At 54.2% G+C, this 25940-nt stretch carries 24 protein-coding genes; 7 read left to right on the forward strand and 17 right to left on the reverse strand.

Annotation, left to right across the window (positions count from 1 at the left end):
• Positions 1 to 40 precede the first annotated feature (40 nt).
• The 4 genes from ACN0XZ_RS13965 to ACN0XZ_RS13980 form a co-directional block, all read right to left on the reverse strand.
• On the reverse strand, positions 41 to 1006 hold the full coding sequence (locus tag ACN0XZ_RS13965; protein ID WP_417458404.1) for a helix-turn-helix domain-containing protein: 966 nt from the start codon (positions 1004 to 1006) through the stop codon (positions 41 to 43).
• 295 nt (positions 1007 to 1301) lie between these two features.
• Complete coding sequence (ptsP, locus tag ACN0XZ_RS13970; protein WP_417458405.1) at positions 1302 to 3563, reverse strand: phosphoenolpyruvate--protein phosphotransferase; 2262 nt, start codon at positions 3561 to 3563, stop codon at positions 1302 to 1304.
• Between the two features lie 79 nt (positions 3564 to 3642).
• A complete protein-coding gene (locus tag ACN0XZ_RS13975) occupies positions 3643 to 4653 on the reverse strand; it encodes an NAD(P)H-dependent flavin oxidoreductase (RefSeq protein ID WP_417458406.1) in 1011 nt (336 codons plus the stop codon).
• Positions 4654 to 4676: 23 nt separating this feature from the next.
• Positions 4677 to 5906, reverse strand: a complete 1230-nt coding sequence (locus ACN0XZ_RS13980; protein WP_417458407.1) for an aspartate kinase — start codon at positions 5904 to 5906, stop codon at positions 4677 to 4679.
• 177 nt (positions 5907 to 6083) lie between these two features.
• Between ACN0XZ_RS13980 and ubiG the strand changes: the two genes are divergently transcribed.
• Entirely contained in the window at positions 6084 to 6845 is a 762-nt protein-coding gene (gene ubiG, locus ACN0XZ_RS13985; RefSeq protein WP_417458408.1) for a bifunctional 2-polyprenyl-6-hydroxyphenol methylase/3-demethylubiquinol 3-O-methyltransferase UbiG, read from the forward strand.
• 8 nt (positions 6846 to 6853) lie between these two features.
• On the opposite strand, the gene ACN0XZ_RS13990 is transcribed toward ubiG, so the two are convergent.
• The 4 genes from ACN0XZ_RS13990 to ACN0XZ_RS14005 form a co-directional block, all read right to left on the reverse strand.
• Positions 6854 to 7312 carry a DUF1178 family protein gene (locus ACN0XZ_RS13990; protein ID WP_417458409.1) on the reverse strand — a complete coding sequence of 153 codons (459 nt, stop codon included), beginning with the start codon at positions 7310 to 7312 and terminating at the stop codon, positions 6854 to 6856.
• Positions 7309 to 8139 (reverse strand): carbon-nitrogen hydrolase family protein, encoded by an 831-nt coding sequence (locus tag ACN0XZ_RS13995; protein ID WP_417458410.1) that lies wholly within the window; start codon positions 8137 to 8139, stop codon positions 7309 to 7311. Before ACN0XZ_RS13995 ends, ACN0XZ_RS13990 begins: the two co-directional genes overlap by 4 nt.
• 4 nt (positions 8140 to 8143) lie before the next feature.
• Positions 8144 to 8386 carry a glutaredoxin 3 gene (gene grxC / locus ACN0XZ_RS14000; protein ID WP_417458601.1) on the reverse strand — a complete coding sequence of 81 codons (243 nt, stop codon included), beginning with the start codon at positions 8384 to 8386 and terminating at the stop codon, positions 8144 to 8146.
• Positions 8387 to 8470: 84 nt separating this feature from the next.
• The gene (locus ACN0XZ_RS14005; protein ID WP_417458411.1) at positions 8471 to 9208 is read right to left on the reverse strand and encodes a double zinc ribbon domain-containing protein; all 738 of its coding nucleotides are present in this window, start codon (positions 9206 to 9208) and stop codon (positions 8471 to 8473) included.
• A 107-nt stretch (positions 9209 to 9315) separates the two neighbouring features.
• Between ACN0XZ_RS14005 and ACN0XZ_RS14010 the strand changes: the two genes are divergently transcribed.
• A complete protein-coding gene (locus tag ACN0XZ_RS14010) occupies positions 9316 to 10146 on the forward strand; it encodes a methyltransferase domain-containing protein (protein WP_417458412.1) in 831 nt (276 codons plus the stop codon).
• Here ACN0XZ_RS14010 and ACN0XZ_RS14015 read toward each other — a convergent pair.
• On the reverse strand, positions 10133 to 10681 hold the full coding sequence (locus ACN0XZ_RS14015; RefSeq protein WP_417458413.1) for a nucleotidyltransferase family protein: 549 nt from the start codon (positions 10679 to 10681) through the stop codon (positions 10133 to 10135). The two genes, ACN0XZ_RS14010 and ACN0XZ_RS14015, sit on opposite strands and share 14 nt — an antisense overlap.
• Positions 10678 to 11118, reverse strand: coding sequence for an 8-oxo-dGTP diphosphatase MutT (gene mutT, locus ACN0XZ_RS14020; protein WP_417458602.1), 441 nt, complete (start codon positions 11116 to 11118; stop codon positions 10678 to 10680). Before mutT ends, ACN0XZ_RS14015 begins: the two co-directional genes overlap by 4 nt.
• A gap of 109 nt (positions 11119 to 11227) precedes the next feature.
• On the opposite strand from mutT, the gene ACN0XZ_RS14025 reads away from it, so the two are divergent.
• Positions 11228 to 11461 carry a Flp family type IVb pilin gene (locus tag ACN0XZ_RS14025; protein ID WP_417458414.1) on the forward strand — a complete coding sequence of 78 codons (234 nt, stop codon included), beginning with the start codon at positions 11228 to 11230 and terminating at the stop codon, positions 11459 to 11461.
• Between the two features lie 3 nt (positions 11462 to 11464).
• Here the strand turns inward: ACN0XZ_RS14025 and ACN0XZ_RS14030 are convergent, their stop codons facing one another.
• Complete coding sequence (locus ACN0XZ_RS14030; protein ID WP_417458415.1) at positions 11465 to 11713, reverse strand: hypothetical protein; 249 nt, start codon at positions 11711 to 11713, stop codon at positions 11465 to 11467.
• A 158-nt stretch (positions 11714 to 11871) separates the two neighbouring features.
• On the reverse strand, positions 11872 to 13116 hold the full coding sequence (argJ, locus tag ACN0XZ_RS14035) for a bifunctional glutamate N-acetyltransferase/amino-acid acetyltransferase ArgJ (RefSeq protein WP_417458416.1): 1245 nt from the start codon (positions 13114 to 13116) through the stop codon (positions 11872 to 11874).
• 273 nt (positions 13117 to 13389) lie between these two features.
• Between argJ and secA the strand changes: the two genes are divergently transcribed.
• Both secA and ACN0XZ_RS14045 read left to right on the forward strand, forming a co-directional pair.
• Positions 13390 to 16194 (forward strand): preprotein translocase subunit SecA, encoded by a 2805-nt coding sequence (gene secA / locus ACN0XZ_RS14040; protein ID WP_417458417.1) that lies wholly within the window; start codon positions 13390 to 13392, stop codon positions 16192 to 16194.
• A gap of 269 nt (positions 16195 to 16463) precedes the next feature.
• A complete protein-coding gene (locus ACN0XZ_RS14045) occupies positions 16464 to 17288 on the forward strand; it encodes a hypothetical protein (protein ID WP_417458418.1) in 825 nt (274 codons plus the stop codon).
• A 208-nt stretch (positions 17289 to 17496) separates the two neighbouring features.
• Here the strand turns inward: ACN0XZ_RS14045 and ACN0XZ_RS14050 are convergent, their stop codons facing one another.
• Entirely contained in the window at positions 17497 to 18483 is a 987-nt protein-coding gene (locus ACN0XZ_RS14050; RefSeq protein ID WP_417458419.1) for a ribonucleotide-diphosphate reductase subunit beta, read from the reverse strand.
• Positions 18484 to 18777: 294 nt separating this feature from the next.
• On the opposite strand from ACN0XZ_RS14050, the gene ACN0XZ_RS14055 reads away from it, so the two are divergent.
• Together ACN0XZ_RS14055 and ACN0XZ_RS14060 are read left to right on the forward strand one after the other, a co-directional pair.
• Positions 18778 to 20424, forward strand: a complete 1647-nt coding sequence (locus tag ACN0XZ_RS14055) for an amidohydrolase (protein WP_417458420.1) — start codon at positions 18778 to 18780, stop codon at positions 20422 to 20424.
• 40 nt (positions 20425 to 20464) lie between these two features.
• On the forward strand, positions 20465 to 20962 hold the full coding sequence (locus tag ACN0XZ_RS14060) for a gluconokinase (protein WP_417458421.1): 498 nt from the start codon (positions 20465 to 20467) through the stop codon (positions 20960 to 20962).
• A gap of 1 nt (position 20963) precedes the next feature.
• Here the strand turns inward: ACN0XZ_RS14060 and ACN0XZ_RS14065 are convergent, their stop codons facing one another.
• From ACN0XZ_RS14065 to ACN0XZ_RS14080, 4 genes are read right to left on the reverse strand one after another with little or no spacing between them, the layout of a single operon-like run.
• Complete coding sequence (locus tag ACN0XZ_RS14065) at positions 20964 to 21989, reverse strand: cupin-like domain-containing protein (protein ID WP_417458422.1); 1026 nt, start codon at positions 21987 to 21989, stop codon at positions 20964 to 20966.
• A gap of 28 nt (positions 21990 to 22017) precedes the next feature.
• A complete protein-coding gene (locus tag ACN0XZ_RS14070; RefSeq protein WP_417458423.1) occupies positions 22018 to 23559 on the reverse strand; it encodes a tryptophan halogenase family protein in 1542 nt (513 codons plus the stop codon).
• Positions 23560 to 23576: 17 nt separating this feature from the next.
• Positions 23577 to 25070 (reverse strand): tryptophan halogenase family protein, encoded by a 1494-nt coding sequence (locus ACN0XZ_RS14075; protein ID WP_417458424.1) that lies wholly within the window; start codon positions 25068 to 25070, stop codon positions 23577 to 23579.
• Positions 25071 to 25075: 5 nt separating this feature from the next.
• Positions 25076 to 25792: a SapC family protein gene (locus tag ACN0XZ_RS14080; protein WP_417458425.1), complete on the reverse strand. Its 717-nt coding sequence runs from the start codon at positions 25790 to 25792 to the stop codon at positions 25076 to 25078.
• Positions 25793 to 25940 lie beyond the last annotated feature (148 nt).

Consider the following 25940-nt stretch of genomic DNA (forward strand, 5'->3'; position numbering starts at 1 on the left):
GCAAGGATTTTCAAGAAATTCCAGATAACGAGAAGAACGCTTACCGGGAGCCTGTCACAAAGGCTGCATGAGCCGCGACATTTGCGCGCAAGCTGTCACCATCAAGTGCCAACTCATTCACAACTTCCCCACGCTCACCAAGGGCAGTCAATGTCTTCTCGCCAATCGTGAGCGAAACACCGCCCGCATTGCTGGTGGAAAGCAGAACTGAGCCCTCAAGAAACGGTCGATAGCTTTGCCCTTCGCGCAACACGCCAGACCAGATCTCGGTCCCGTCACGCCTTGAAAGACGAACCCACGCGTCTTCATTGGCGGAAAGCACGATATCGCTATGCACGTCTCCTTGAGGCGCATTCGACATAGCGTTCGCTGCCGGCAAGAACAGGGATGGGGCAGAAAGCTGTTTTTTGGGTGCAGAAGTTTGCTGTTTGGCCTCAGTGGCGTCAGACCCCAGCTCTGTGCTCTGGGGAACATCTGCTCCGATATTGGCAACAAGTGTCTGCACGACTTCGCTTGATGGCGCTTTGTCCGTTTCAAGCGTTGCCTGAACGGCCATCAACTGGGCAGTATCGGTTGCCGCGTCCACGAGAGTATCGTCAGAGACAAGCGAGAATGGCGCAATGCTGCTGCCAAGGAAAGCCCAGCACAGTGCTACGCCAACGATGCCGCTCAGGGGCGACAACCACGCAGGCAACCGGCGCACTTTCACAGGTGCGGCGGGTTGGTGCATTGGGTTTTGCGCAACCCTTACTGGCTCTGGGATGCCAAGTTCTTTCTTAAACGCTTGCGCGATACTGTCACTATCTAACGACAGGTGGGCTGCGTACGCACGAACAAAGCCGACTGCAAAAGTTTTTCCTGGCAGCTCATCAAAGGCGCCATTCTCAATTGCTGTCAGATAGCTGGTTCTAATACAGATGTCTTTTGCGATAGAGTCGATGCTGGCACCGCGGCTCAAACGTGCCGCCTTCAACAGTTCACCGACTGTTTCCGTTTGGTCTTTCATTTTTTAACCGTCCCCTGCTACTCAACATTCGGGCAGCCCCTCGCCCAAGTAGCTATATACCGTTCCTCTGGGTCGGTGAGTTCATAACCCCCAACCTCTCAAGCACCACATTCAGGCTGCGTCAACCGCCCCGCATCTCGCGGCAGCCAGTGGTTGCGGCCCAAACTTATTTTTCAACGGTTCTATTGGACCACACATTAGTCAAAAAACATTTAATAGCGCGTGTCAAATAGAATCAAATTTTAAAGGTAAATTTTTAGCCCATTCAGGCAACAGACTGCAAATACAAGGGAATTTACAGTTTTATGTTGTGGTCTCGAGCGAAGTGAATCAGCTTGTCCCGAATCGAATGTTCGGCCGATGAAATGTTGGACGCAACAAAACCTTCAAGCGCTTTCAGATTGAGTGACCGGATCATGCGTTTCACTGGTCCGACTGAGGTTGGCGATATAGAGAGACGCCGCAGCCCAAGCGCCACAAGCGCCATCGCCTCAATAGGACGTCCGCCCATTTCACCACACAGGGTAACCGGCACACCCGCCTGATGGCATTTCTGTACAATACCATGCAGGAATGACAGCACCGGTGGGGCCAACAGGTCATAACGGTTTGCAAGCCTAGGGTTCGAGCGATCACACGCGAAGAAGAACTGCATCAGGTCATTGGTGCCGATGGACAGGAAATCCACTTCCTTCACCAGCAGGTCCATCTGCCAGGCAAGGGACGGCACCTCAAGCATGCAACCAACCTTTACGTCTGCAGGCGGTTCCTTGTCATACTTCTTCAGGCGTACCAGTTCCTTATTAAGGATAGATTTACAGCGCCTAAGCTCCGCCACCTCAGCAATCATCGGGAACATCACATGAAGCGTACGACCCGACGCCGCATAGAGCAGCGCCCGCAACTGGTAACGAAGAAGCGCCGGACGATCGAGCGCGATACGGATCGCACGCCAACCCATCGCTGGGTTTTCTTCTTCATCACGCGGCAAAAACGGCACCGGCTTGTCACCGCCAATATCAAGCGTGCGAAACACCACCGGCCTGTCGCCAGCGGCTTCAATCGCCGCCGCATATACTTTTGTCTGCTCATCCACACGAGGGAGAGCCGGTGCCACCATAAACTGAAACTCTGTTCTGAAAAGGCCGATACCTTCAGCGCCGGTACCATCAAGGCTTGGCAAGTCAACCAAAAGGCCAGCGTTCATCAAGAGGGTGACTTTCTCACCGTCCAGCGTCTCTGCCGCAAGGTCGCGTTCTGCCGCATATTCTGCCAGCAGCTGTTCCTGCAGTTTGAGGTTAGCTTTATAACTCTCAAGCACATCTTCCGCGGGCCGCACATAGGCATGGCCCGAAGCTGAATCGACTACAACAGGCTCGCCTGGCTCAACGTGTGTTAAAAGCCCCGTAACACGACCGATCATCGCGATGCCCATGGCACGGGCGATGATAGTAACGTGCGAAGTACTGGACCCTTCTTCAAGCACAATGGCCTTCAGATACTTGCGGTCATAATCCATAAGCTCAGCAGGGCCGAGCGTGCGGGCGATCAGTACTGAGTCTTCAGTAAGCTTGGCACGGTGGCTACTGGTATCGCCCTGAATGATACGAATGAGGCGCACGGCAAGATCGTCAAAATCCGAGATGCGCTCCCGCAGGTACGGGTCGCGGATTTTGGCCATCCGCATGCGGTTTTCCTGCTGCACCCTGTCAACAGCGGCTTCCGCTGTCAGACCAGACATCACAGCGTCACGCATCTTTTCCTGCCAGCCCTGGTCATAGGCGAACATGCGGTAGGTCTCTAACACCTCACGGTGTTCACCACCGTGCGCTAGGTCGGGGTGTTCAAGCATCTGCTCAAGCTGAAGGCGCATCTCCGCGATAGCATCTTCCAAGCGGGTGCGCTCTTCATCAATATCGTCAGCAACCGTGCGGGTGATACGCACCTGAGGCTGGTGAAACACGGCAACGCCCGCACCAACACCGCCCGCAAGCGCAAGACCATCAAGCGTGATCGGCTCGCCCGTGGCGCCGCTGTCTTCCGTCAGTTCTTTTTTGTCAACCAGCTCACCAGAGGCCACAAGCTCGGCAATAACCATGGAGATGGTCTGAAGCGCCTCAACTTCTTCGGGTTTGTAGCGGCGGGAGGCTACGTTCTGTACCACCAGCACACCAACAACCCGGCCTGTGCGCAAGATCGGCACGCCTAGGAAGCTGTGATAAATATCCTCGCCCGTTTCAGGACGGTAGGCGAAACGCGGATGCTGCGGCGCTTCTGAGAGATTGAGCGGTAGACCGCGCTCCGCCACAAGGCCAACGAGACCCTCCCCCACACTCAGGCGTGTGAGGTGAACAGCCTCTTCCTTCAGGCCTTCTGTTGCAAAAAGTTCAAGCACGCTGCCAGCGCGAGCGAGGTAGATGGAGCAAACTTCAGCGACCATGTTTTGTGCGATGACCCGCACGACACGGTCAAGCCGGTCCTGTGGTTTGCCGCTGCCGGCCATCACACTGTGAAGCCGCCTCAGTAGCAATCTTGGCTGACTAACATGGTCAGGCAAGGTATCCCCCTTCGCTGTTTCGCGCTTTCCAAAAAGCCCCGTAAGGCTTCATGAAAACCGCGGCTCCCGAACTTTTCAACTAGTCTGCAAGGTAGGTGCAGGCTTGCCCGACAAGCTCGTCAATTATCATGGCCGTCGGCTCGATCTTCTTGACCATGCCAACGCTTTGGCCTGCCATAACAGACCCGGTTTCCACGTCACCGTCAACCACTGCACGGCGAAGCGCGCCCCCCCAGAAGTGCTCGATCTGCATCTGCCCTTCTTCCTGGCTTACTTCACCGTTCTGGAAACGCGTCACAATTGCTTGCTGTGTTTCCATGAATTTTTCTGTGCCTTCGTTCCTAAGCGCCCGCACCGGGATCACCGGAAAACGCTGGTCGATCTGCACGCTTGCGATCGCGTCACGCGCGTTCGCCCGTATGAACGCCTTTTTGAAATTCTCGTGCGCAATACATTCCTCGGCCACCACAAAGCGTGTGCCGAGCTGTGCGCCTGAGGCACCCATCTCAAGATAACTTGCTATAGCTTCGCCTCGGCCAATGCCGCCTGCCACAAACACCGGCACATCACGAACGACCGGCAAAATTTCCTGCGCGAGAACGCTGGTGGATACAGGGCCAATATGGCCTCCGGCTTCCATACCTTCGATGATGATCGCGTCAGCACCGGAACGGACCAGCTTTTTGGCAAGTGTTGCGGTCGGTGCGAAACACATCAACTTAGCGCCAAAACCTTTGATTTTGGCAATTGCTGCCCCCGAAGGCAGCCCGCCCGCCAGCACCACATGGCTTACGCCGTGCGCGCCGCACACATCAATGAGTGCATCGAGCTCAGGATGCAGGGTGATCAGGTTCACGCCGAAAGGTTTGTCCGTCAGCGCGCGGGTAGCGTCGATTTCCGTCGCCAGAAGGTCAGGCCCCATGCCGCCACATGCAATAACCCCAAAGCCGCCCGCATTGGAAATGGCAGCCACAAGGTGACGCTCGGAAACCCACGTCATGGCGCCGCCCAGAATGGCATATTTGCTGCCGAGGAAATCCGTGCCGCGCTTCCACAGCGCGTCAAGTCGCGCAAGTCCTTGTTCAGACATTGCAGTCCCTTCAAACATTAAGTTCAGGCTTTCGCGGGCGCATCTAGGCCGTAAGCACTGTGAAGCGCACGCACAGCAAGCTCGGTATACTCGGCGTCGATTATCACGCTCACCTTGATTTCGGAAGTTGAGATTACCTGAATGTTGATGCCTTTTTCCGCAAGCGTATCAAACATGGTCCGCGCCACACCCGCGTGGCTGCGCATACCCACACCCACAACAGAAACTTTTACAACGTTGCCTGTATAAACGAGATCCCGGAACTTGAGCGCTTCCTTATTACTCTCAAGCACTTTCACGGCTTTCAGAAGGTCATCCTCGGGGACCGTGAAGGTCACATCGGTCGACGTGCCATCTTCAGACGCGCTTTGTACGATCATATCAACGTTGATATTGGCATCGGCAAGGGGTGCAAACAGGTGAGATACCTGGCCTGGCCGGTCTTCAAGACCAACAACGGTTACTTTAGCTTCAGCGCGGGAATAAGCGATCCCGCTAACAACTTCCTGTTCCATGATTTCATCCTCACCGACAACAAGCGTTCCGGGTTTATCTTCAAACGATGACAACACCTGCGTGCGCACGCCATGTTTCATGGCGAGGGCAACGGAACGTGTTTGCAATACTTTGGCTCCAAGCGATGCCATTTCAAGCATCTCTTCATAGGTAATTTTATCCAGCTTGCGCGCCCGCGGCACAATGCGGGGGTCGGTGGTATAAACACCGTCCACATCCGTATAGATATCGCAGCGTTCTGCTTTCAGGGCAGCGGCAAGTGCCACGGCTGACGTGTCCGATCCGCCCCGGCCGAGCGTTGTGATCCGACCATCATCCGCGATGCCCTGAAAGCCCGCAACAACAGCTACACGCCCACCCTTGAGGCATTCATCCAGCGCTTTGGTATCAATCTCTTCAATTCTGGCCGCGCCGTGCACATCATTGGTGCGGATCGGCACCTGCCACCCGAGGAAGGAGCGCGCAGGCACACCCATCTCTTGCAGACAAATGGAGAGGAGGCCAACCGTGATCTGCTCACCAGCGGCTACGACGGTATCATACTCGCGCGCATCATGCAGAGGTGCGGCCGCACGGCAATATTCTACAAGCTGGTTGGTGGTGCCTGACATGGCAGAAACCACAACAACAATCTCATGGCCATCGGCCACCGCTTTTGACACCCGTGTTGCAACATTGCGGATGCGGTCGATATCGCCAACCGACGTACCGCCAAACTTTTTTACTATCCGTGCCATTTAATGTTTCCGGCCCTCGCTTTAGAAGAGGTCTGTCATTTTGACGCAACAACTTGACCCGATTAGGCTTCGCGTGCGTATTGAAGTGCAGCGCGATATTGTTTAATGGCTGGTCAGCGCTCGTGCAAGCGCTCAAACAGGTGAACAGCTTCGAAAAGCTTGTGGGAAGCAAAAGATATGCTGAATGACGGCAATAAAATGGCAGAAGGTGCAACAGTCAATGAAGACGAGGTTGCTTTCTTTGCGCGCATCGCCGACAGCTGGTGGGACCCAAAAGGCCCATTTAAGCCCCTGCACCTCCTGAACCCCACACGCCTTGCTTATATTCGGCAGGAAGTTGAAGCTCATTTTGACATTAAACCCGGCCTCAAGCACCCGCTTGAAGGGTTGCGGCTTCTTGATATTGGCTGCGGCGGCGGTTTGATCTCTGAACCGATGGCGCGTTTGGGCGCCGATGTGGTTGCGGTTGATGCCGCCGAGAAAAATATTAAAACCGCCAGCCTGCACGCCTCACAAAACGGGCTTGAGATTGATTTCCGAAACACGACGGCCGAGGCACTCGCTGATGCAGGCGAGCAGTTCGATATCATCGTCAACATGGAAGTGGTGGAGCATGTTGCGGATGTCAGTGCCTACCTGGATGCCTGCCATGCACTGCTGAAGCCGGGTGGTATTATGCTCTTGTCCACCATCAACCGCACCGCAAAAGCCTATCTGTTTGCCATTGTTGGTGCGGAACATGTCCTCAGGTGGCTGCCAGTTGGCGCACACGACTGGAATAAATTCCTCACCCCAAGCGAGCTTAAAAACGCCTGCGAACGCGCCGGCATGCAGGCAGGGCAAGCCACGGGGTTTGTGATGAACCCTCTGAGCCAGAAATGGCGGCTATCAGATACGGGCATCAGCGTCAATTACGCGATGACAGCCACGAAAGCCTGAAAAATATCCTAGGCGTCTTCGCGCCCGCTTGGTGTACCGGGAAGCGGCAACACGTCAATGCCCTCATCAAGAAGAGCCTGGGTTTCTTCAAGCGTGCTTTCGCCGTAGATGCCACGCTCTGTTGCTTCACCGTAGTGAATTTTTCGGGCTTCTTCGGCAAACTGGTTACCTACATAATCGCAGTTTTTCTCGACATGGTTTTTAAGCTTGGCGAAAACCTTTTTCGCCTCTGTGGCAAGCTCGTTCAGACGAGCATCATCTTTGTGCTGCACCATCGGTGCGGCCTCTGCACGCTGGTTTCCTTTGACACCTACATTCGGAGCCATCGGCGCCTTGGAAATCTCAGTCGAGCCACAATAAGGGCATTCAACAATGCCGGCCTTCTGTTGCTCTTCAAAAGCACTGGAGGACTTGAACCACGCTTCAAAACGGTGGCTATCCGGGCATTTAAGGTCAAAAACGATCATGAATGTTCACTATAAACAGTTTCGAAGCTACGGCCATGGTTAAGCGATGGCACTTTCTGCCGTGCTTCATCAACTTTTGCAAGATCCAGATCAACAAAGGTCACGCCTGGGCTTTCACCCGCATCTGCTAGCACTTCGCCCCATGGGCTAACGGCGAGGCTATGGCCATAAGTATCGCGGCCTGTGGCATGATGCCCCGTCTGCGCAGCCGCCAGCACAAAACACCCGGTTTCAATCGCCCGCGTGCGCAGAAGCGTATGCCAGTGCGCCTGCCCGGTTGGCCGGGTGAATGCCGCTGGAATCAGCAGTATCTTTGCACCCGCCTCAGCCATCGCGCGGTACAGGTAAGGGAAACGGAGGTCATAACACACGGACAGCCCAAACGTGGTGAGCGGCGTTTTGGCAACAACAGCCTTATCACCCGCATCATAAAGCGCGCTCTCCCGGTAGGCTTCACCACCACCGAGGTCAACGTCAAAAAGGTGCATCTTGTTGTAAGCAGCGGCGATTTTCCCTTTCGGGGAGATCAGGTATGAACGGTTTGCCAGTCTGTCATCCGCGACCTTGGTGATAAGGGAACCAATGTGCAGCCAGATGCCCAGTTCCGCCGCCAACGTGCAAAAACGGGCAAGGCCCGGATCGTCCTCCTGAAAGAAAGCTTTCCCAAGCACCACCTGACGGTTCATTTCCATCAAATGGGTGGTTTCAGGTGTGCTGACAAACTGCGCGCCACCGTTGGCTGCTTCACGAATATAAGCCTCCGCAACATCTGTCGCCGGACCAACTTCATTACCTGTATTCAATTGCACGAGGGCCGCGCGCAGCATCATTCTATCCCGCCAACAGGGGGTCTAGGCCACCACGCGCATCAAGGGCATAGAGGTCATCACATCCGCCCACATGGGTATCACCGACCCAGATCTGAGGTACTGTGTTTACACCGCCCGCTTTTTCCCGCATTTCGCGCCGCGCCTGCGGGTTCATATCTACGCTTATTTCCCGGAACGCTACCCCTTTCTGCTGCAACAATGCCTTCGCACGGTAGCAGTAAGGGCACATCCCTGAACTATACATCACAACATTTGCCACTTTTGGCACTCCTATAGGCTTTCGGCTCTTATGTAGTGCAAAACCCGCAAGAATTAAAGGGAAAGCAAGCTAACCTGCGGACGGATGCTTCACGCGCGCAAACACAACCAACCCAACCCGGCTGGCACCGGCCTTCTTGAGTGCCTTCGCGCAGGCTGATGCGGTCGCTCCGGTCGTGAGCACATCGTCAACCAGCAACACTGTTTTACCTTCTATTGCCTTTTTACCCATCTCAGACACGCGAAACGCACCAGCAACATTCCGCTTCCGGCCCTTCCTGTTCAGTGTACCTTGGCTTGGTGTCGCTTTACGTCGCTCAAGCGCAAACGCATCAAGCGGCAGCGACATGATGTCAGCCAAGGTTTTGGCAAGTAGCTGGGACTGATTAAAACGACGCATCAGCAGCCGTCGTGAATGTAACGGCACCGGAACGATAATATCCGGCCGAGGTTCTCGTGCAATCGAGCCCGCCATCATCCGGCCAAGGGCAGGCACGCCGGAGCCAACACCCCCGTATTTCAGGCCCAGAATCAAAGATTTGGCACGATCGTCATAAACGACGGCTGCGCGGGCCCAATCAAACTCAGGTCGTTCCCGCATGCAGGCGCCGCACTCGGCACCGTCTAGGTCACCAGCCGCAAAGGGCAAACCGCATATGCCGCATTTCGGCGCGGTAATCATGGCCATCTCGCCCCAGCACGTGCCACATAGATGCCCATCGTCCGCAATACGGGTGCCGCATGAAGGGCAGCGCGGTGGCAAGAGGAAGTTCAACACACCCCGGCCCACTTGTTTTGCACTATGCATCGCCATTCTCATCATTTGAACCTAGCAGGCGATTAAGGCCCACACCATATAGCAAATCGTTGCGCAAAAGAGTTGCACACGCCCTTCCGCTCACTTAATGAAACCCCATGGCAAATGATATGCAGTCCCCCAGACTTTTTGATATGCAGGCTGTTGCGCGAAACACCCTGCGTGGTTTGCGCATGGGCTCATCTTATGACTTTCTGCGCCGGGAAGTCGCCGACCGAATGGAAGACCGGCTGCTTGATATCAACCGCCAGTTTGATGTGGTTCTGGATATCGGCGCGCGCTTCGGCAAACGATCCGCCAAAGAAGTTGCTTTGCCGCACGATGACGATGTGCTGGATGCTGAGCGAAACAGCTTTGATCTGGTTGTTTCAAACTTATCCATGCACTGGGTAAACGACCTGCCCGGATTGATGGTGCAGGCTCGTCACGCGTTGAAACCTGACGGACTTTTTATGGCTTCCCTTCTGGGTGGCGATACGCTGTATGAGCTTAGGCACGCCCTGATAGCCGCCGAATCAGAGTTGCTCGGTGGTGCCAATGCCCGTGTTATCCCCTTCGCAGATGTCCGTGACCTTGGCAGCCTACTGCAGCGCGCCGGATTTGCCCTTCCGGTTACCGACATGGATGCCATCACGGTTACCTATGAGCACCCGCTCAAGCTGATGAACGAACTGCGCGGCATGGGAGAAGCCAACGCGCTTGTGAGCCGCAGCCGCCAGTTCCTGAGGCGCGATGTGCTTATGCGGGCCTGTGAAATATACACGGAAAAATATGCGTTCGAAGACGGCCGCATACCAGCAACCTTTCAGGTTATGTATATGACCGGTTGGCACCCACACGAGAGCCAACAAAAGCCCCTGAAACCCGGCAGCGGCAAGGTTAATCTGGCTGATGCCCTAAAAGCAGGCGTACCGCCTAAACCCGAGTAAGGTTCGGCCAGCGTTCGAACCAACCCTTCGATACAACTCTGTGCTCAAAGATGCTCGGATCACGCTTCAGGATCGCGGGTGTCGGCCTCAGCCGATGGGCAAATAAATCATCAAGACCAAAAGGGGCAACCACATCAAGACCACCATGAACGTTTAGACGAACCGCGACCGCTGTTGCGGTTTCCGGCCAATGAGCCAATGCGTCGCTGAGTGATGCATATGGTGCATCGCCCGCCCTCATGTGCATGCGCGCCTGATTACGCACCTGCCACTGCTGCTCAGGGCACAAACCTATCAATGCGCGTTCATGCTGCTGTTCCATCGCGGGGGAGAGATCGTCGCAGTCGAAGTACACCACATCCGTGTCTGTGGAATCTGCGGTTGGTCGCGGTATGTAAAAACTATCCCACACCCTGTTGCGGACAAAACCAGCAGCAATATAGGCACCGCCAGGCCCTGCATCTCGCACCGTCTCAAGCGCACGGCAAGCATTCACGTCTGCCAATAGAAGGGAAGCTAACGCTTTCGCGCTCAAAAGAAGTCCCGCAACATAGCAACAAGGGGAATGTCCGCCGGCGGCATCTCATAGGTACCCAAATCCCGGATCTTCACCCATTTGGTGCGCTGCCCCTCAAGCCCCTGAACAAGCCCCTGCCATTTGCGGCATACAAAAAGCGGCATCAGGAGATGAAATTTCTCGTAAGAATGGGATGCAAAAGCGAATGGCGCGAGGCACGCAGCGGTGATATCGATACCAAGCTCTTCCTTGCATTCACGGATAAGCGCGGCTTCCGGTATTTCACCAGCTTCCACCTTGCCGCCCGGGAATTCCCACATACCTGCCATAGACTTACCTTCGGGTCGTTCCGCTATCAGCACGCGACCGTCGATGTCAATGAGGGCAATAGCAGCCACCAGCACGGTTGGCAGGGCTGCATCAACTCTTACGTTCGGTTCAGGGCAATCATCCATAAGCCAACGCGTAGCGCCAGTTTTAGTCAAATTCAAGCTTTAACCGATTGTTTATTTTTGAAGCGGAGGGTGGGCGTGGTGGCATCAGGTATCGAGGCGGAATAACCGAATGTTTACATATATCACGCTCGCGGCGCAGTTCATCTCACCCATGCGTTTGGGCTCACTTCTGGCTGAGCTAAAAGCTGATCTTCAAGGGGCAACCGCTGTGGAGTACTGCCTTATCGCGGCACTGATTGCAGCGGGCATCGCAGGAGGAATCGGCGTGCTGGCAGACCTTGTCAACGCACTCTTTGACATGCTGTCCACTCGCACCAATGAAGTACCTGTTGGCGAAGAATAACAATCAGCTAAAAGCAGCTTCTTGAAACAGGCCAGCGCTACGGCTTTTGCGCACAGCTGGCGCTTCCCTGTCAGCGTTAACCTTCAGCCGATCATTGATCACGCGGCGCGCCCGTGTCACTTCACGCTGCATATATTCAAGTTCCGCAAGCTTATCTGCGCTTTCATCCGAATAACGTCCAAGCGCATCAGCAAGCGCTGTATCCAATTCATTCAAGAACTTCAGCTGCAGTTCCAAATTTACAGTTGGCATCTTTCTTCTCCGGCAACTCTTTAGTCAGTTTGACCCCGAACCAACTAATTCAAATCTCGTGCCAGAAAAAATCTCTTTATAATCAATTATTTATGTAAAAAATAAACCCAACCCGGCAGGAAAAGCCGGGTTGGGTTGATCTCGATGGCAGATATCGCCTAGCTACGATAGTCAGCGTTGATGCGGATATAATCGTAGGTCAGATCACAGGTCCAAACAGTGGCAACGCCACTACCAACCCCAACATCAATGCGGATATCAATCTCCTGCCCTTTCATATGGGCTGTCGCTTCTTCTTCATTGTAGCGTGGGTGCACAGCGCCCTTATGCGCCACATGCTGGCCGCCGATCCAGATTTGAAGCTTATCGCGCTCTGCCGCCTCGCCTGATTTACCCACAGCGGCCACAAGGCGCCCCCAGTTCGCATCTTCACCCGCAATCGCTGTTTTCACGAGCGGGCTGTTCGCGGCAGATTTGGCAATTGTCCGCGCCGCTTCATTGCTTTCTGCGCCTTCCACGGTGATGGATACAAATTTGGTCGCGCCTTCACCGTCTTTCACAATCTGTTGTGCGAGGTCGATCATCAGCTCATCAAACTTCGCCCGGAAATCCGCGAGGCGAGGGTCATCGGGGTCGTCAATAGGCTCATAGCCTGCACCAACGCCGGTTGCCACGGCAATGCAGGTATCGTTGGTGGATGTATCGCTATCAACCGTGATGCTGTTGAAACTACGGTCCGTGGCGCTTGAAAGCAGTTTCTGCAAACAATTGTGCGTGAGCGCAGCATTGGTGAAAACAAACCCGAGCATTGTCGCCATATCTGGTGCGATCATGCCCGAGCCCTTGGTGATGCCGGATATCACCACAGGTCGCCCCTCAAGCGTTGCCACACGACAGCAGCCTTTGGGGTAGGTGTCAGTGGTCATGATAGCGCCCGCCGCCTCACGCCACATAGCGCCAGACATGCCCGCGTGAATGCGTGTGAGCGGCTTCTCGAACAGGTCACCATTGAGCGGTACGCCAATCACACCGGTAGAGCAGAGCAAAACCTCTTCAGGATCGCAGCCGACAATCCCGGACGCTACGTCAGCCGATTTGATCGCAGCTTTCATCCCCTTCTCGCCCGTAAAGGCATTCGCATTCCCAGCATTCACAACCAAAGCACGGATTTTGCCGCCTGTTTTTTTTAGAGCTGCACGACACCAGTCAACAGGCGCAGCGGGGGCCTTTGAGCGCGTAAACACACCGGCTGCAACAGACCCCTCTGAGAAGACAGCAAAAAGCAGGTCGGGTCGTTCCCGTTTTCGGAAACCAGCATGCATGGCGCCCATTTCGACACCAGGCACGGGTAAAAGGTTCGGGAAGCCTGCAGGAGCAAGCGGTGAGATTTTAGACTCGGCCATACGATCCATCCATCATCAGGAACAAAGAGACCGCATAATGCCCCGAGATGACACAGACAGCAAGAATTGCACGTACATCAGTATCAATTGGGCACCATATGCCGCAGGCCAGTTGACAGACGCCGGACAGATACTTATCTGTGCCTGCAATCCTGTAGTGACAAACTGCATATATTAATAAAGTCACCCTTTTGCTGTTTTGCAGATCATTTCTAGTTTGTGTCTGCCAGCGCGCGACCGCCGTAACGATGAAGGGCAGACCAGGGAAACATTATGCTGGGACTAAGCACACTCGCTAAAAAGATCTTCGGTTCATCGAACGATCGCTATCTCAATAAACTCAAGCCGAAGGTTGAAGCCATCAACGCGCTTGAAAGCGAGATGGAGGCGCTGTCTGACGACGCGCTGAAAGCGAAAACCACAGAGTTCCGTGAGCGGCTGGAAGCTGGCGCCACAACAGACGACCTGCTCGTAGAAGCTTTCGCTGTTGTACGTGAGGCGTCCAAACGGGTCCTCGGTCTTCGGCACTATGACGTTCAGCTCATCGGCGGCATGGTTCTTCACGACAATAGCATAGCAGAAATGAAAACCGGTGAGGGTAAAACGCTTGTGGCGACCCTTGCGGCCTACCTGAACGCCCTGCCCGGCAAAGGCGTGCATGTTGTGACGGTAAACGACTATCTAGCCGAGCGTGACGCCACATGGATGGGTAAGCTCTATGGCTTCCTGGGCCTTTCAACCGGCATTATTGTACCGGGCCGCTATGACGCAGACCGCCGCGAGGCCTACGCCTGTGACATCACCTATGGCACCAACAACGAGCTCGGGTTCGACTATCTGCGCGACAATATGAAAGCGCACAAGGATGAGATGGTGCAGCGCGCGTTCCATTTTGCCATCGTCGACGAAGTTGATTCGATTTTGGTGGATGAAGCAAGAACACCGCTGATCATCTCCGGCCCGACCGAAGATAAGTCAGACCTCTACATCTCGATCAATAAGGTGATCGCACAGCTCAGCGAAGAAGATTATGAGAAGGACGAGAAGTCCAAACATGTATCCCTCACTGAGGAAGGCACAGAAAAGGTTGAAGGCATCCTGAAAGAGCAGGGTCTTCTGGCCTCTGACGACCTTTACGACTATGAAAACACCCAGATCGTGCACCATGTTGATCAGGCCCTTAAGGCCCGCACCATGTTTGAGCGCGACACGGACTATATCGTCAACGGCGGCAAGGTTGTCATCATTGATGAGTTCACCGGTCGCATGATGGAAGGGCGCCGTTATTCTGGCGGTCTGCATCAGGCGCTTGAGGCCAAAGAGGGTGTTGAAATCCAGCCAGAGAACCAGACACTGGCGTCCATCACCTTCCAAAACTATTTCCGCATGTATCCCAAACTTTCCGGCATGACCGGCACGGCCTCTACTGAAGCAGAGGAATTTGGTGATATTTACGGCTTGGGCGTTGTGGAAATCCCGACCAATGTTCCTGTCCAGCGGGTAGATGAACACGACGAATTCTACCGCACCGCCAAGGAAAAATTCGACGCCATCGTGAAAGACATCGTCGAAGCGCAGGAAAAGGGCCAACCCGTTCTTGTGGGTACCGTCTCGATCGAGAAGTCCGAGGTGCTGGCTGCTTTCCTTAAGGAAAAGAAGATCAAGCATCAGGTGCTGAACGCGCGTTTCCATGAACAGGAAGCCCAGATTGTAGCACAAGCGGGCCGTTTGAGTGCGGTAACCATCGCCACCAACATGGCCGGCCGGGGTACTGACATCCAGCTTGGCGGCAACGCCGAAATGCGGATCGAGGAAGAGACCGCTAGCATCGAAGACGAAGCCAAGATCAAGGAAATTTCTGACCGGATCAAAGCCGAAGTTGCAGAAGAGAAAAAGAAGGTTATCGAAGCCGGTGGGCTATATATCATGGCAACAGAGCGCCATGAAAGCCGCCGTATTGACAACCAGCTTCGTGGACGTTCCGGCCGTCAGGGTGATCCAGGCCGCTCAAAATTCTACCTCTCTCTCCAAGATGACCTGATGCGTATCTTCGGGCCTGAGCGTATGGACAGCATGCTAGTGCGCCTTGGTATTGAAGAGGGCGAGGCTATCATCCACCCCTGGATCAACAAGGCCATTGAAAAGGCCCAGCAGAAGGTGGAAGCCCGCAACTACGATATCCGTAAGAACCTCGTTAAATTCGACGATGTGATGAACGATCAGCGCCGCGTGATATACGAACAGCGCCGCGAAATCATGGATGCGGAAGACGTACAGGAAACCATCAAGGACATGCGTGCCGATGTTGTGCACCATATTGTTGAGAAAGCTATTCCGCCCAAATCCTACCCTGAGCAGTGGGACATTGCCGGCCTGCAGGAAGATGTCCATAACGTCCTCGGCCTTGATGTGGATGTAAAAGCCTGGGCCGATGAGGAAGGTGTGGATGACGCCGCCATCATCGAACGGCTAGAGAATGCTGCCGACCGCCATATGGCAGCAAAAGCGACCAAATACGGTGCAGAGTTCTGGCGCGGCATTGAGAAAAGCCTGCTTTTGCAGGTGGTCGATCAGGAATGGAAAGATCACCTCCAAAACCTCGATCATCTCCGCCAGGGCGTTTCCTTGCGTGCCTATGGTCAACGCGACCCACTGAACGAATATAAAACCGAAGCGTTTGGGCTGTTTGAGGCAATGCTCTATCACATGCGTGAACATGTAACCCAGCTTCTGGGTCGCATTGAACTCGCACCACAGGTAGACCCCGCTCAGTTTGAGCCAAAGAGCCCAAGCATTGTTCAGGAAAGTCACCCTGAGCCTGATGCGGCAATTGGCGGTGCGCCGTCCGGCCGCTTCGATGCAAATGACACCAGCACATGGGGCGAGGTACCGCGCAACGCACCATGTCCCTGTGGCTCTGGCGAGAAGTTCAAGCATTGCCACGGTGATGTACGGTCAACCGGTATGCCTGTTTCCGCGCCGCAGCCCGCAAACAACCCGTTTCAGGGCATAGGGCGGAACGACGCCTGCCCTTGTGGGTCTGGTAAAAAGTTCAAGCATTGCCACGGGCAGATATAGACCGTTGGCACTTAGATAAATGAAGGAGCGTTTCAGATAACTGAGGCGCTCTTTTCTTTTAGGCCACGCGAATCACCGATATTTCCGGTGCTTCTAGTAACGACGACGCCCGTTACCCAAAAGCCTGCCCCTCTTCTCATCCAAAATTAAGTCTTTAATATCATTGAAAAATTTTCTTCCCATTCATGAACAGTAGCTGAACGCAGACCTCAGCTTTCGCTAAGGCATGTGTTGATACCTTCACATCAACAACAGCGAAGGAAACTGACATGAAAAACGCCCACACATTTCGTAAAGCCGCCCTTGGCGCAGGCTTGGTTCTGTTATCTAGCACCGGTGCTTTTGCAGACTATATCCAGACCGGTCCGAAGGTTATGCCTGTATCGTTTGACCGTGCAGCTTATGCCCGGCGTGACCACAATCCGGTGTATGTCTATATTGACATCGACAGTGAAGGCCGTCGCCGCGCGGAGGAGCGCTTTGAAGCAGAGACCCTGCGCGCTGTACGCCACAACGTACCCGACTATGTGCGGATCATCGATGATCGCCGCCGTGCAGATATCGTCGTAGGTGTGCGTGAACGGGATTACGATCTTGATTTCAGGGTTGTTGATCGCGACCACGAACAGGAACGCTACGGCCGCGTGAACCCACGCACCGCAAATGGCTGCGGCCCACTATACATGGCCTCCTACACGGTTGTGAAAACAAAGGCGGAGGCCCGCGGGAGCTATAGCGTGCGAGTACACACAGACGGTGTTGGCCGCGACCGGGAACACATCCGGGTGAAGGCGGACGAAAGCTTCAAATCGGGCCAAAACCTCCGTGCGCACACTCGCTGCAGCTCAGAGCCGACCAATCGTTTCCCCAATAACGGCGTGGTAGCACTTTTCGAGAAATCCACACCAGCCTTCCAGAACCGGGTTGCTGCGAGCCTGCGCCGTCAGACAGCAGAAGAACTTGGGGAGAAGCTGGCGCACGAGATCAATGAGAACGTAGACGACTATTACGCTTCGCTGTCACACCGCTATGCCCACCGCGGGAATGGGCATGCATACGGGCACTACAAAAAATCCCATGACAAATGGGACTAAGGAACGACGCTAGCACCTGTCATTAGCCCCCTTAACCCCTGTTGGGCAGGTGCTGGTGCGGGGCCGGTTACACTCCTCGCTGTTAGCGGTCCCTTGCGTTCCACCTGGTGCACCTGAGCCTCCCTCAGGTGCACTTTTTTATTGAATGAAAAACACCCCCGGCCATGTAGCAGGGGGTGTTAAATTCTGTCTGTCTTAGGACTTCAGTCTACTCAAAAGCCTCTTCCCAGGAACCTTGTGTCGCCGCCTTGGAATACTCCGTCGCACGGTTCTCAAAGAAGTTGGTATGCTCAACAGCGTTCAGCATGCTGTCAAGCCAAGGAAGCGGGTTGATCTCGATGTCATAGATCCCGTCGAGGTCAAGCTGGTCAAGGCGCCGGTTCGCAATATACCGAATGTATTGTTTCACTTCCTCAGCCGTCAGGCCTTCGATTGGCCCCATGCCGAAGGCGAGATCGATAAAGGCATCCTCATGTTCCACAATTGTGCGGCAGGCCTCCGTAATCTGCGACTTCAGGTCTTCGTCCCATATTTCTGGGTTCTCGCTTACCAGGGTTCTGAAAAGCTTGATAATGCTTTCGCAGTGCAGGCTCTCATCGCGCACGGACCAACTGATAATCTGCCCCATGCCTTTCATCTTGTTGAAGCGGGGGAAGTTCAGCAACATCGCAAAACTTGCAAAAAGCTGAAGGCCTTCCGTGAAGGCACCAAACACAGCAACGGTCAGCGCGGTTGACTTCAGGTCATCCACATTGAACTGCTGCATGTAATCATATTTGTCCTTCATCTCTTTATAGTGCAGGAAGGCTGAATATTCGGCCTCCGGCATGCCAAGTGTATCGAGCAGGTGGCTATAAGCCGCAATATGCACTGTCTCGATATTCGAGAAGGCTGCCAGCATCATCTGCACCTCAGTGGGCTTAAACACCTTGGTATAATGCTTCATGTAGCAGTTATTCACCTCAATATCGCTTTGGGTGAAGAAACGGAAAATCTGTGTGAGAAGATTCTTTTCAGAATCGCTCAGTTTGCGGGCCCAGTCGCGCACATCCTCTGCGAGCGGCACCTCTTCCGGCAACCAGTGAATTTGCTGCTGCGTCAACCAGGCTTCATACGCCCATGGATAGCGAAACGGCTTATACACATGCCGTTCTTCTAGAAGCCCCGAAAGCTGTTGATCGCCCGTATCAGCCATTTACCCCTGTCTCCACTCTCTCGAATTATTGATTATCCGGCGCCCTAGCCCGCCAGCGAAGCGGCAGTATAGCCCCTCAATTTGTGCAAAGAAACGCTCAATACACCATATTTGGTATAAAAATGACTTGCCAAACCCGTCCGCCCTGCCTGCCCTTACCTAGAATCATGCAAAGCCATGGAGTTAGAGGCAATCACGGCTTGTAGGAAAGACAAAATTTTTAAGGTATCAAAGAGCAGGCAGATTTTTATGAGCTTCATATGCGATGCTCACAATCAACCATTGGGGGAACACATGATAACACGGCGCGCGTTTAGCATGCAGGCAGGCAGCATGGCTCTTCTGCCTTTGATGAGCTTTGAGAAACCCAGCACCATACTCCATGGCGGCAACATCATGACGATGGACCCCGCCAGGCCACGAGCGAGCGCTATCGCGATCAGTGGTGGGCATATCACCGCCGTGGGCAGTGACGAAGATGTGCTGGCGCTCGCGTCCCCCATCACTAAGAAAATTGACCTTGGGGGCAAAACTGTCCTGCCCGGATTCATCGACGCACACAGTCATCCCGCCTATTCAGGTGTCATGCACCTCTTCCAGGTTGACTGTGACCTGCGCTCTATCGCGGCGATCAAAGACGCCATTCATGCCGCAGCGCAGAAGAAAGCACCGGGTGAATGGGTGCTTGGGTTCAAGTATGACGACACGAAAACCAGCGAAGGCCGATTTCTAACTCGTGAAGACCTCGACGAAGCCGCACCAGACCACCCGGTCTTTATCTCCCACAGGGGTGGCCACACAGGTTTCGTGAACTCGCTCGCGCTTCAGATGGCCGGTATTGATGGTGACACACCGGACCCGGACGGCGGCAGACTGGACCGCACAGATGGCCGCCTGAACGGACGCCTGCTTGAGACCGGCGCCAGTATGGTTGAGCGAGTAATCCCCAAAGGGGAAACCCGCGAGCAACGACGGGACGGTGTGGCGCTTATCTCAAAGATGCTGGCAAAATCAGGGATCACATCTGTCACGGACGCCTATGGCAGCCGGGATGATTTTGTCGCCTATAACGACGCATACAAAGCGGGCATGCTCGGTACGCGTATCTACTGCATGATCGGCTATTTCGATATTGATAAAATGATCGCAGCTGGCCTTCAAACCGGTTTTGGGGATGAGTGGGTGCGACTGGGCGGCATGAAGGCCACCTGTGACGGCTCCATATCAGAACGAACCGCGCGGCTATCGAAGCCCTATATCGGTCGGCCTGACGATTACGGCATTATCGTTACCGAAGAAGCAGAACTTTATGAGCTCGCACGCAAAGCACACAGCGCCGGTTGGCAACTGGGTATCCATGCAAATGGGGATGTCGCGGTTGATATCACCCTCGGCATATACGAGCGCCTGCAAAAAGAACTACCAAAAGCCGACCCGAGGTACCGCCTTGAGCATTGCACTGTTATTAACGACGACCTGATACGCCGCATGGCAGCGCTTCGCGCCATCCCCACTCCCTTCTCCACCTATGTGTATTTCCACGGTGAGAAAATGGTCGAGTATGGCGATGAGCGCCTGAGCAACATGTTCGCCCTCAGGAGCTTTCTTGACGCCGGTATAATGGCGACCCAGGCTTCGGACTATCCGCCCGGCCCTTATGAGCCCATGATGGCGCTACAATCAAGCGTGACACGTACGGATATGAAGGGAACCTTGTGGGGCGGCAATCAACGCATCACCGTTGAAGAAGCGATAAAGATCGGCACAGTTCATGGTGCATATGCTTCGTTTGAAGAGGACATCAAAGGGTCGCTTGAGGTAGGAAAGCTGGCTGACCTCGTAGTGCTGGGCGCAGACCCAACACAAGTTGACCCCTTTGCCCTTATCGATATACCGGTTGAGCGCACCATGGTAGGTGGCAATTGGGTCTTCGAGGCCTAGGTCGCACACAAACTAGGTTCTCATTAAGCAGGAATTATCGATGACATTTTCTATCGTTGTGATGGGGGTTAGCGGATGCGGCAAATCCACACTCGGGCGGCTGATCGCTGAAGGCCTGAGCCTTCCATTCGTTGAAGGTGACGATTTACACCCCCCGGCCAATATTCAAAAGATGGCCGCAGGGCAAGCGCTTAACGACGACGACAGAGTTGAGTTTCTCAGGAATATCGGGGAAGCCCTCGCATCTCATGCCACATCGGGGGTTGTGGTGTCATGCTCTGCGCTTAAGCGGCAGTATAGGGATACGCTACGCTCATACAGCAGTGCGATATCGTTCGTTTTGGCAGACGTTTCACGTGAAGTTCTGATGGCCCGGCTTGCTGCGCGAAAGGGGCACTTCATGCCAGCCAGCCTGCTTGAAAGCCAACTCGCGATACTGGAACGTCCGGGTGAGGACGAACGCGCCTTTTTTGTGGATGGCCTTCTGCCGCCAGCCGAACAAGCGGCACACATCCTGGACCAAATCCGCACGACCTAGCTTAGCGGTTCAGGAGTTGCAGGATATAGGCGCGTAACCTGCGTGCTGTCAGGGCATCCATCTCACCGAGAGGACCATGAGTGTGCGCAGGCAGATGAGCCCGCACGTTTTCAGCGTCCCCAAAAACATAGTAATTGAATATCTGCTGCCACGCTTTTCTCTCTTGCTCCGGCCTGTCCCTGATAGCAAGCATACCATGCAGGAGCACCGCGCGCGGGTCATCGATATGAGCAGGCACATCATTCCACCAATAGTTCATCATAATGTTGAAGGGGTCTAACGCCTCAACCTGATGCCACCAAAGGGCCGGGAAATAAAGCACGTCACCCGGCTCAAGCTCGGCGATTTGCGCTTTAGCCATTACTTCCTCAAAATGCGGAAACCTCTCCAGGTCGGGCTCATGCTGATCAACCATTGACAGGACCTGCCCGCCCGGTGTCGGCTCCAGCGGCCCCGGGTACAGGCCTGAGATGGCTTCTGGCGGAAAAAGCGTAAAACACCGTCTTCCCACCATGCAGCAGGCCAGGTTGTTAGAAGCGTCATAATGTGCCGCGATCCGCGTTTTGCTACCGGTCCACACGCTCACAAGCAAGTTTCCATGCGCAAACATCGGATGGTCAAGCTTGAGGTCGTTCTCTTGCCTAAGCCCCGGGAAGTAGGTATCGGCATCACGAGAGCCTATATAGTGCGCATCCGGATCAGGGGCGGATATGTGCGCCCTGATCGCACCCAAAAACTCAGGAAAGCTGACCTTTTCAGCTTTATAGTTTGGTGCGGTCAGGCCTTCATTATAGAAAATGCGCCCCTTAAACTCAGCAGGCACAGCATACATTATATATTGTCGTCCGGCCTCAAAGCGCTCGATATAGGCCATGGCCGCTTCTGACGACCGTCTCCCGGCTTCAACAAGCGGCCAATCCTTTGCAACGCCTTTCAGAATGGCAGGCTGCTGTGCGGCAATCAATTCCTCATAAGGAATATCGTCACACCGAATACCTGTGATCTCGTGTACCTTCTGCGCCGCCATCGTCAGCTAACCTTTCCTTCCCGCCAGCCTAACCTTCGGGAGCAGTACGAAACATGTCAAGAAGAGCCCTGTTGGAGGGCAACATACCTTTAAGCCGCTCGGTGTTGCGCGCGACAGCCTCGAACTCTTGAGCACATGCTGCTTTGAGTTGGTTCTGCATACCACGTGGGTTGGCTTTGGTGTTGAAGCCCATGCCGTACAGGACATATTGATAGCTCGCAGCAGGAAATACTTCGTCCTGGCCACCAAATTCACCCGATCTCGGTACCTGTTCGGCCCACAGCGTCAGGTCTTCCAACAGGTCATGTGGCAGGCTTTCCGGGCGGCGATTATCAATCCAGAAAGGTTCCGTGCGCTCGCTGAGGTAATAATGCAGCTTCAAGAAATGCAGAATGTGCTGCCACAGCCTGCTAAGCCGCTCATTGAAGTGCTTTGAGACAATATCCATAGCCCGCCGCGTGGTCGGCATATTATCAGCAATCAGGTTTGCCGATTTTTCTATGAGCATCAGAGCCGACGCTTCCAAGGGTTCAAGGAAGCCTGCCGACAGGCCAACCGCGACACAATTTTTGGCCCAGAATATTTCGCGGTAACCAGACCCAATCGAAAGCTTCCTGACGTTCAGGCCCGCAAACGCTTTTTCATCTTTTCCGAGATAATTCTGGAGGCATTTGATCGCCGCCTCCTCGCTCATATGGGCGCTACTGTATACATGCCCGATACCTCGCCGCGCCTCAAGGCTAACATCCCAAATCCAACCCGCAGGTTGCGCCGTTGACACAGTCGCGGATTGAACCGGATCACCGTCATCATAAGACACCTGCACCGCAAGTGCCGTATCCGGGAAAAGTACGTGTGACATGGATTTCATGCCAACACCAAAATGCTCCCCGATGAGAAGCGCACGAAAGCCCGTACAGTCGATAAACAAGTCGCCAGCTACTGCGCCATGCTCTCTGGTCTCGACCGCTTCTATGTCACCGTCTGACGCAGACTTTATGCCGGTCATTGTATCAGCAACATGCCTGACCCCAAGTTTCTCCACACAGTGATCACGCAAGAAAATGGAAAACGCACCTGCATCCAGATGATACCCATAGTTCGCAAAGCCTGCATAATCAGGGCTGGTGGGCAGCTTAGGCGCCAAATGGCTCTCACACAGTTGTTCCTGCGGGCACACCGTTAACGAAAACGACGCATTGCCAGCCGACGCGAGCCAATGTTCCGCAATATTCACCGTGCCGAAACCCTGAGGGGGATCGAAAGGATGGTAATAAAAATCAAGCGAATCATCCCTGCGCCACCGGCAGAACTTGGAACCCTGCTTGAACGAAACACCGCACTTTTTAACAAAGTCCAGCTCACGAATACCCATAGAACGCAGCGTCGTACGCATCGTCGGCCAGGTGCCTTCACCGACACCTACCGTCGGGATATCCGGAGATTCGATAACCACAACATTGAGACCCGTGTTGCCCTCGTGCCGGTGTTTAGATGCCAATAATCCGGCGGTGATCCAGCCCGCAGAGCCACCACCAACAATCACCACGGTTTTGATAGGACGTGTCATGCTGCCACTCCGCCACACTATACTTCCGGTGCGGCGCAATACCGGGCGATAAAATCGTCATGGCTTGGAAGCTTCTGAACCGCGGCGCGTATCTGGGCTGCATAGCCCTCCATATTCGCTTTCAGCCGCTCCGTACCCATGAGCTTACCAACATGATGATAGTTTTCACTGGCAAGGCCTTGCCCGCGCATGACCTGAAGCCAGGAATCGATACGGAAAAGATCACTCTCACCCTGATAGACGAAGGAGTTTTGCCTATAAAGTTCAATCCGGTGTTTCAACGAATCCGGGAGATCAAGCGCCTGACGATCACGCCAAAAGGCCGTGTCATCCCGTTTGGTCAGGATATAGTGGAGGATGATAAAATCCCGAACACTCAGGAACTCATCTTCGGAAATTTTGTTGTAGAAACTGGCCTGCGCCTCGCTAATACCAGCAAACGGGAACATCTGGATCAGGCGCGTTGCTGCAATCTGGAAAAGGTGGATGCTGGTAGATTCAAGGGGCTCCAGAAAGCCGCTTGAAAGCCCGAGCGCGATGCAATTTTTCTCCCATACTTTTTTTCTTCGGCCAGTACGGAAACGTATCACCCGTGGTTCAAAAAGCATCTCGCCTTCCACGGTCTCCTCAAGAACCTTGCGCGCTTCATCGTCGCTCATATAGTCCGAGCAGTATACATGCCCGTTGCCAACACGGTGCTGCAGCGGGATGCGCCATTGCCAACCTGCACCGCGCGCCATGGACCGCGTGTACGGGGGAATTTTGCCCGCGCCCTCAGTTTGAACTACAGCCGCGCTGTTCATCGGCAACCAGTGCGACCAGTCTTCAAACTCAACGCCCAGTGCCTTCTCGATCAACGTCGCGCGGAAACCAGTGCAGTCTACAAAAAGATCACCGGCAACCTCGTCGCCGGATTCCATGATCAGGCTTTCAATGAAGCCGGTTTCTCCGTTCTGGCGGACATCAACAAATTTGCCTTCAATTCGCTTAACCCCGCGCGCCTCTGAATGCTTGCGCAGAAACCGTGCATAGAGACCAGCATCGAGGTGATAGGCGTAATTCAGCGCTGGCTTCTCTGTAATCGCGAACTTGCCAGCCTCCGCCGCGCGCAGTTCCAGGCAATAGTCACCGAGGTCGCCGCCAAAACCGTCCGCTTTCGCCTGCATCCAGAGGTGATGGAAATCTGCCATCCATGTGGAGATGCCAATCTTGCCGAATGAGTGGATATATCTGTCACCCAGCGCGCCCCAGTCCTCAAACGAGATACCAAGCTTGAACGTCGCTTGCGTGGCGCGCATGAAGTCAGCTTCCTTCACGCCAATGATATCGTGGAAACTACGATGTGTTGGAATGGTAGCTTCACCAACGCCGATGGTGCCCAACTCCTCGGATTCGACGAGTGTAATATCTATCAACTTGCCAATCTGGCTCGACAGGGCCGCCGCTGTCACCCACCCCGCGGTGCCGCCACCTGCAATAACAACCCTCTGTTTGCTCTGACCAGTTGCCATAAGAGTTACACCCTGATTTTCCGGTCGACAAGCGGCCGGATGTTATCAAGCGAGGCCAGCACGGAATAACAATAAGACAACATGCCGTTTTGATGCAGCTGGGTTAATGCTTCGCCCGAGAGGTTCCTAAATCTGTCTTCGCTGATCGAATATACCTGCGGCACGGTATATTGGCGTGTGTCATCTATTTTAACCTCCAGAGTAATCGGCTCAATGAGATCATGCTCTTTCATGGCACTGAAAAAGTCTTTCGAGATCGCCAGGCCGTCATGGAGCGTTCTGAGCACACCGATAATGTGGTTGAGATAAGGCGACTGACCGCCGTGAGGTAAAAACAGCGAGTAACCGCTCTCTTTGTTCACTGCCGGGTTATCAAGGTCGATATGCACCTTCACCTCCGGTTCAGCGCCGTCACCGCCGCCCGTTTGGTTGAAACCAATCAGGAATGGCCCTCTAGCGTGCACCGCAGGCATATACCTGGCTTCCCAGTTCGTGCCCTTCAGGTATAGGTTTTCATCTCGATCAAACCCCAACAGGACCACCGATTGAAAAGCACCTTCCTTATCCTTGCGGAACAGGATGGGATACTCGCGTTGCAGATCACGAAACTCATTCGGGAAAACGATGGCTTGGTTGACGTTGTCACCGAGGGCTGCGCCCCGGTCTGCTGCTATCTTGAGATCGTGGTGCTCAACATTATCGAGTGTTACAACGTTTGCCATATGGAAACCCTACCTATACCCACAGTTACGTCAACTGGTTCCTGCTCTATGCCCACATCAATCGGCTCAAGAAGGCGACCAGTAAAAAACAGGGATCGCTCCTTGGAGCGACCCCTTTGCCATAGGTGACTTTTGGTCAACTTTTCAC

It is taken from the genome of Kordiimonas sp. (assembly GCF_048264555.1).
In the GTDB taxonomy this organism is placed as follows: Bacteria; Pseudomonadota; Alphaproteobacteria; order Sphingomonadales; family Kordiimonadaceae; genus Kordiimonas.

Coding starts and splice junctions, on each gene's coding strand:
- ACN0XZ_RS14045 (WP_417458418.1), top strand. CDS start 16,464: ATGAAAAACGCCCACACATTTCGTAAAGCCGCCCTTGGCGCAGGCTTG.
- ACN0XZ_RS14080 (WP_417458425.1), bottom strand. CDS start 25,792: ATGGCAAACGTTGTAACACTCGATAATGTTGAGCACCACGATCTCAAG.
- grxC (WP_417458601.1), bottom strand. CDS start 8,386: ATGTATAGTTCAGGGATGTGCCCTTACTGCTACCGTGCGAAGGCATTG.
- ACN0XZ_RS14050 (WP_417458419.1), bottom strand. CDS start 18,483: ATGGCTGATACGGGCGATCAACAGCTTTCGGGGCTTCTAGAAGAACGG.
- ACN0XZ_RS13995 (WP_417458410.1), bottom strand. CDS start 8,139: ATGCTGCGCGCGGCCCTCGTGCAATTGAATACAGGTAATGAAGTTGGT.
- ubiG (WP_417458408.1), top strand. CDS start 6,084: ATGCTGAATGACGGCAATAAAATGGCAGAAGGTGCAACAGTCAATGAA.
- ACN0XZ_RS14030 (WP_417458415.1), bottom strand. CDS start 11,713: ATGCCAACTGTAAATTTGGAACTGCAGCTGAAGTTCTTGAATGAATTG.
- ACN0XZ_RS13980 (WP_417458407.1), bottom strand. CDS start 5,906: ATGGCACGGATAGTAAAAAAGTTTGGCGGTACGTCGGTTGGCGATATC.
- ACN0XZ_RS14075 (WP_417458424.1), bottom strand. CDS start 25,070: ATGGCAACTGGTCAGAGCAAACAGAGGGTTGTTATTGCAGGTGGCGGC.
- mutT (WP_417458602.1), bottom strand. CDS start 11,118: ATGGATGATTGCCCTGAACCGAACGTAAGAGTTGATGCAGCCCTGCCA.
- ACN0XZ_RS14065 (WP_417458422.1), bottom strand. CDS start 21,989: ATGGCGGCGCAGAAGGTACACGAGATCACAGGTATTCGGTGTGACGAT.
- ACN0XZ_RS14025 (WP_417458414.1), top strand. CDS start 11,228: ATGTTTACATATATCACGCTCGCGGCGCAGTTCATCTCACCCATGCGT.
- secA (WP_417458417.1), top strand. CDS start 13,390: ATGCTGGGACTAAGCACACTCGCTAAAAAGATCTTCGGTTCATCGAAC.
- ACN0XZ_RS14010 (WP_417458412.1), top strand. CDS start 9,316: ATGGCAAATGATATGCAGTCCCCCAGACTTTTTGATATGCAGGCTGTT.
- ACN0XZ_RS14005 (WP_417458411.1), bottom strand. CDS start 9,208: ATGCATAGTGCAAAACAAGTGGGCCGGGGTGTGTTGAACTTCCTCTTG.
- ACN0XZ_RS13965 (WP_417458404.1), bottom strand. CDS start 1,006: ATGAAAGACCAAACGGAAACAGTCGGTGAACTGTTGAAGGCGGCACGT.
- ACN0XZ_RS14070 (WP_417458423.1), bottom strand. CDS start 23,559: ATGACACGTCCTATCAAAACCGTGGTGATTGTTGGTGGTGGCTCTGCG.
- ACN0XZ_RS14060 (WP_417458421.1), top strand. CDS start 20,465: ATGACATTTTCTATCGTTGTGATGGGGGTTAGCGGATGCGGCAAATCC.
- ACN0XZ_RS13990 (WP_417458409.1), bottom strand. CDS start 7,312: ATGATCGTTTTTGACCTTAAATGCCCGGATAGCCACCGTTTTGAAGCG.
- argJ (WP_417458416.1), bottom strand. CDS start 13,116: ATGGCCGAGTCTAAAATCTCACCGCTTGCTCCTGCAGGCTTCCCGAAC.
- ACN0XZ_RS14055 (WP_417458420.1), top strand. CDS start 18,778: ATGATAACACGGCGCGCGTTTAGCATGCAGGCAGGCAGCATGGCTCTT.
- ACN0XZ_RS13975 (WP_417458406.1), bottom strand. CDS start 4,653: ATGTCTGAACAAGGACTTGCGCGACTTGACGCGCTGTGGAAGCGCGGC.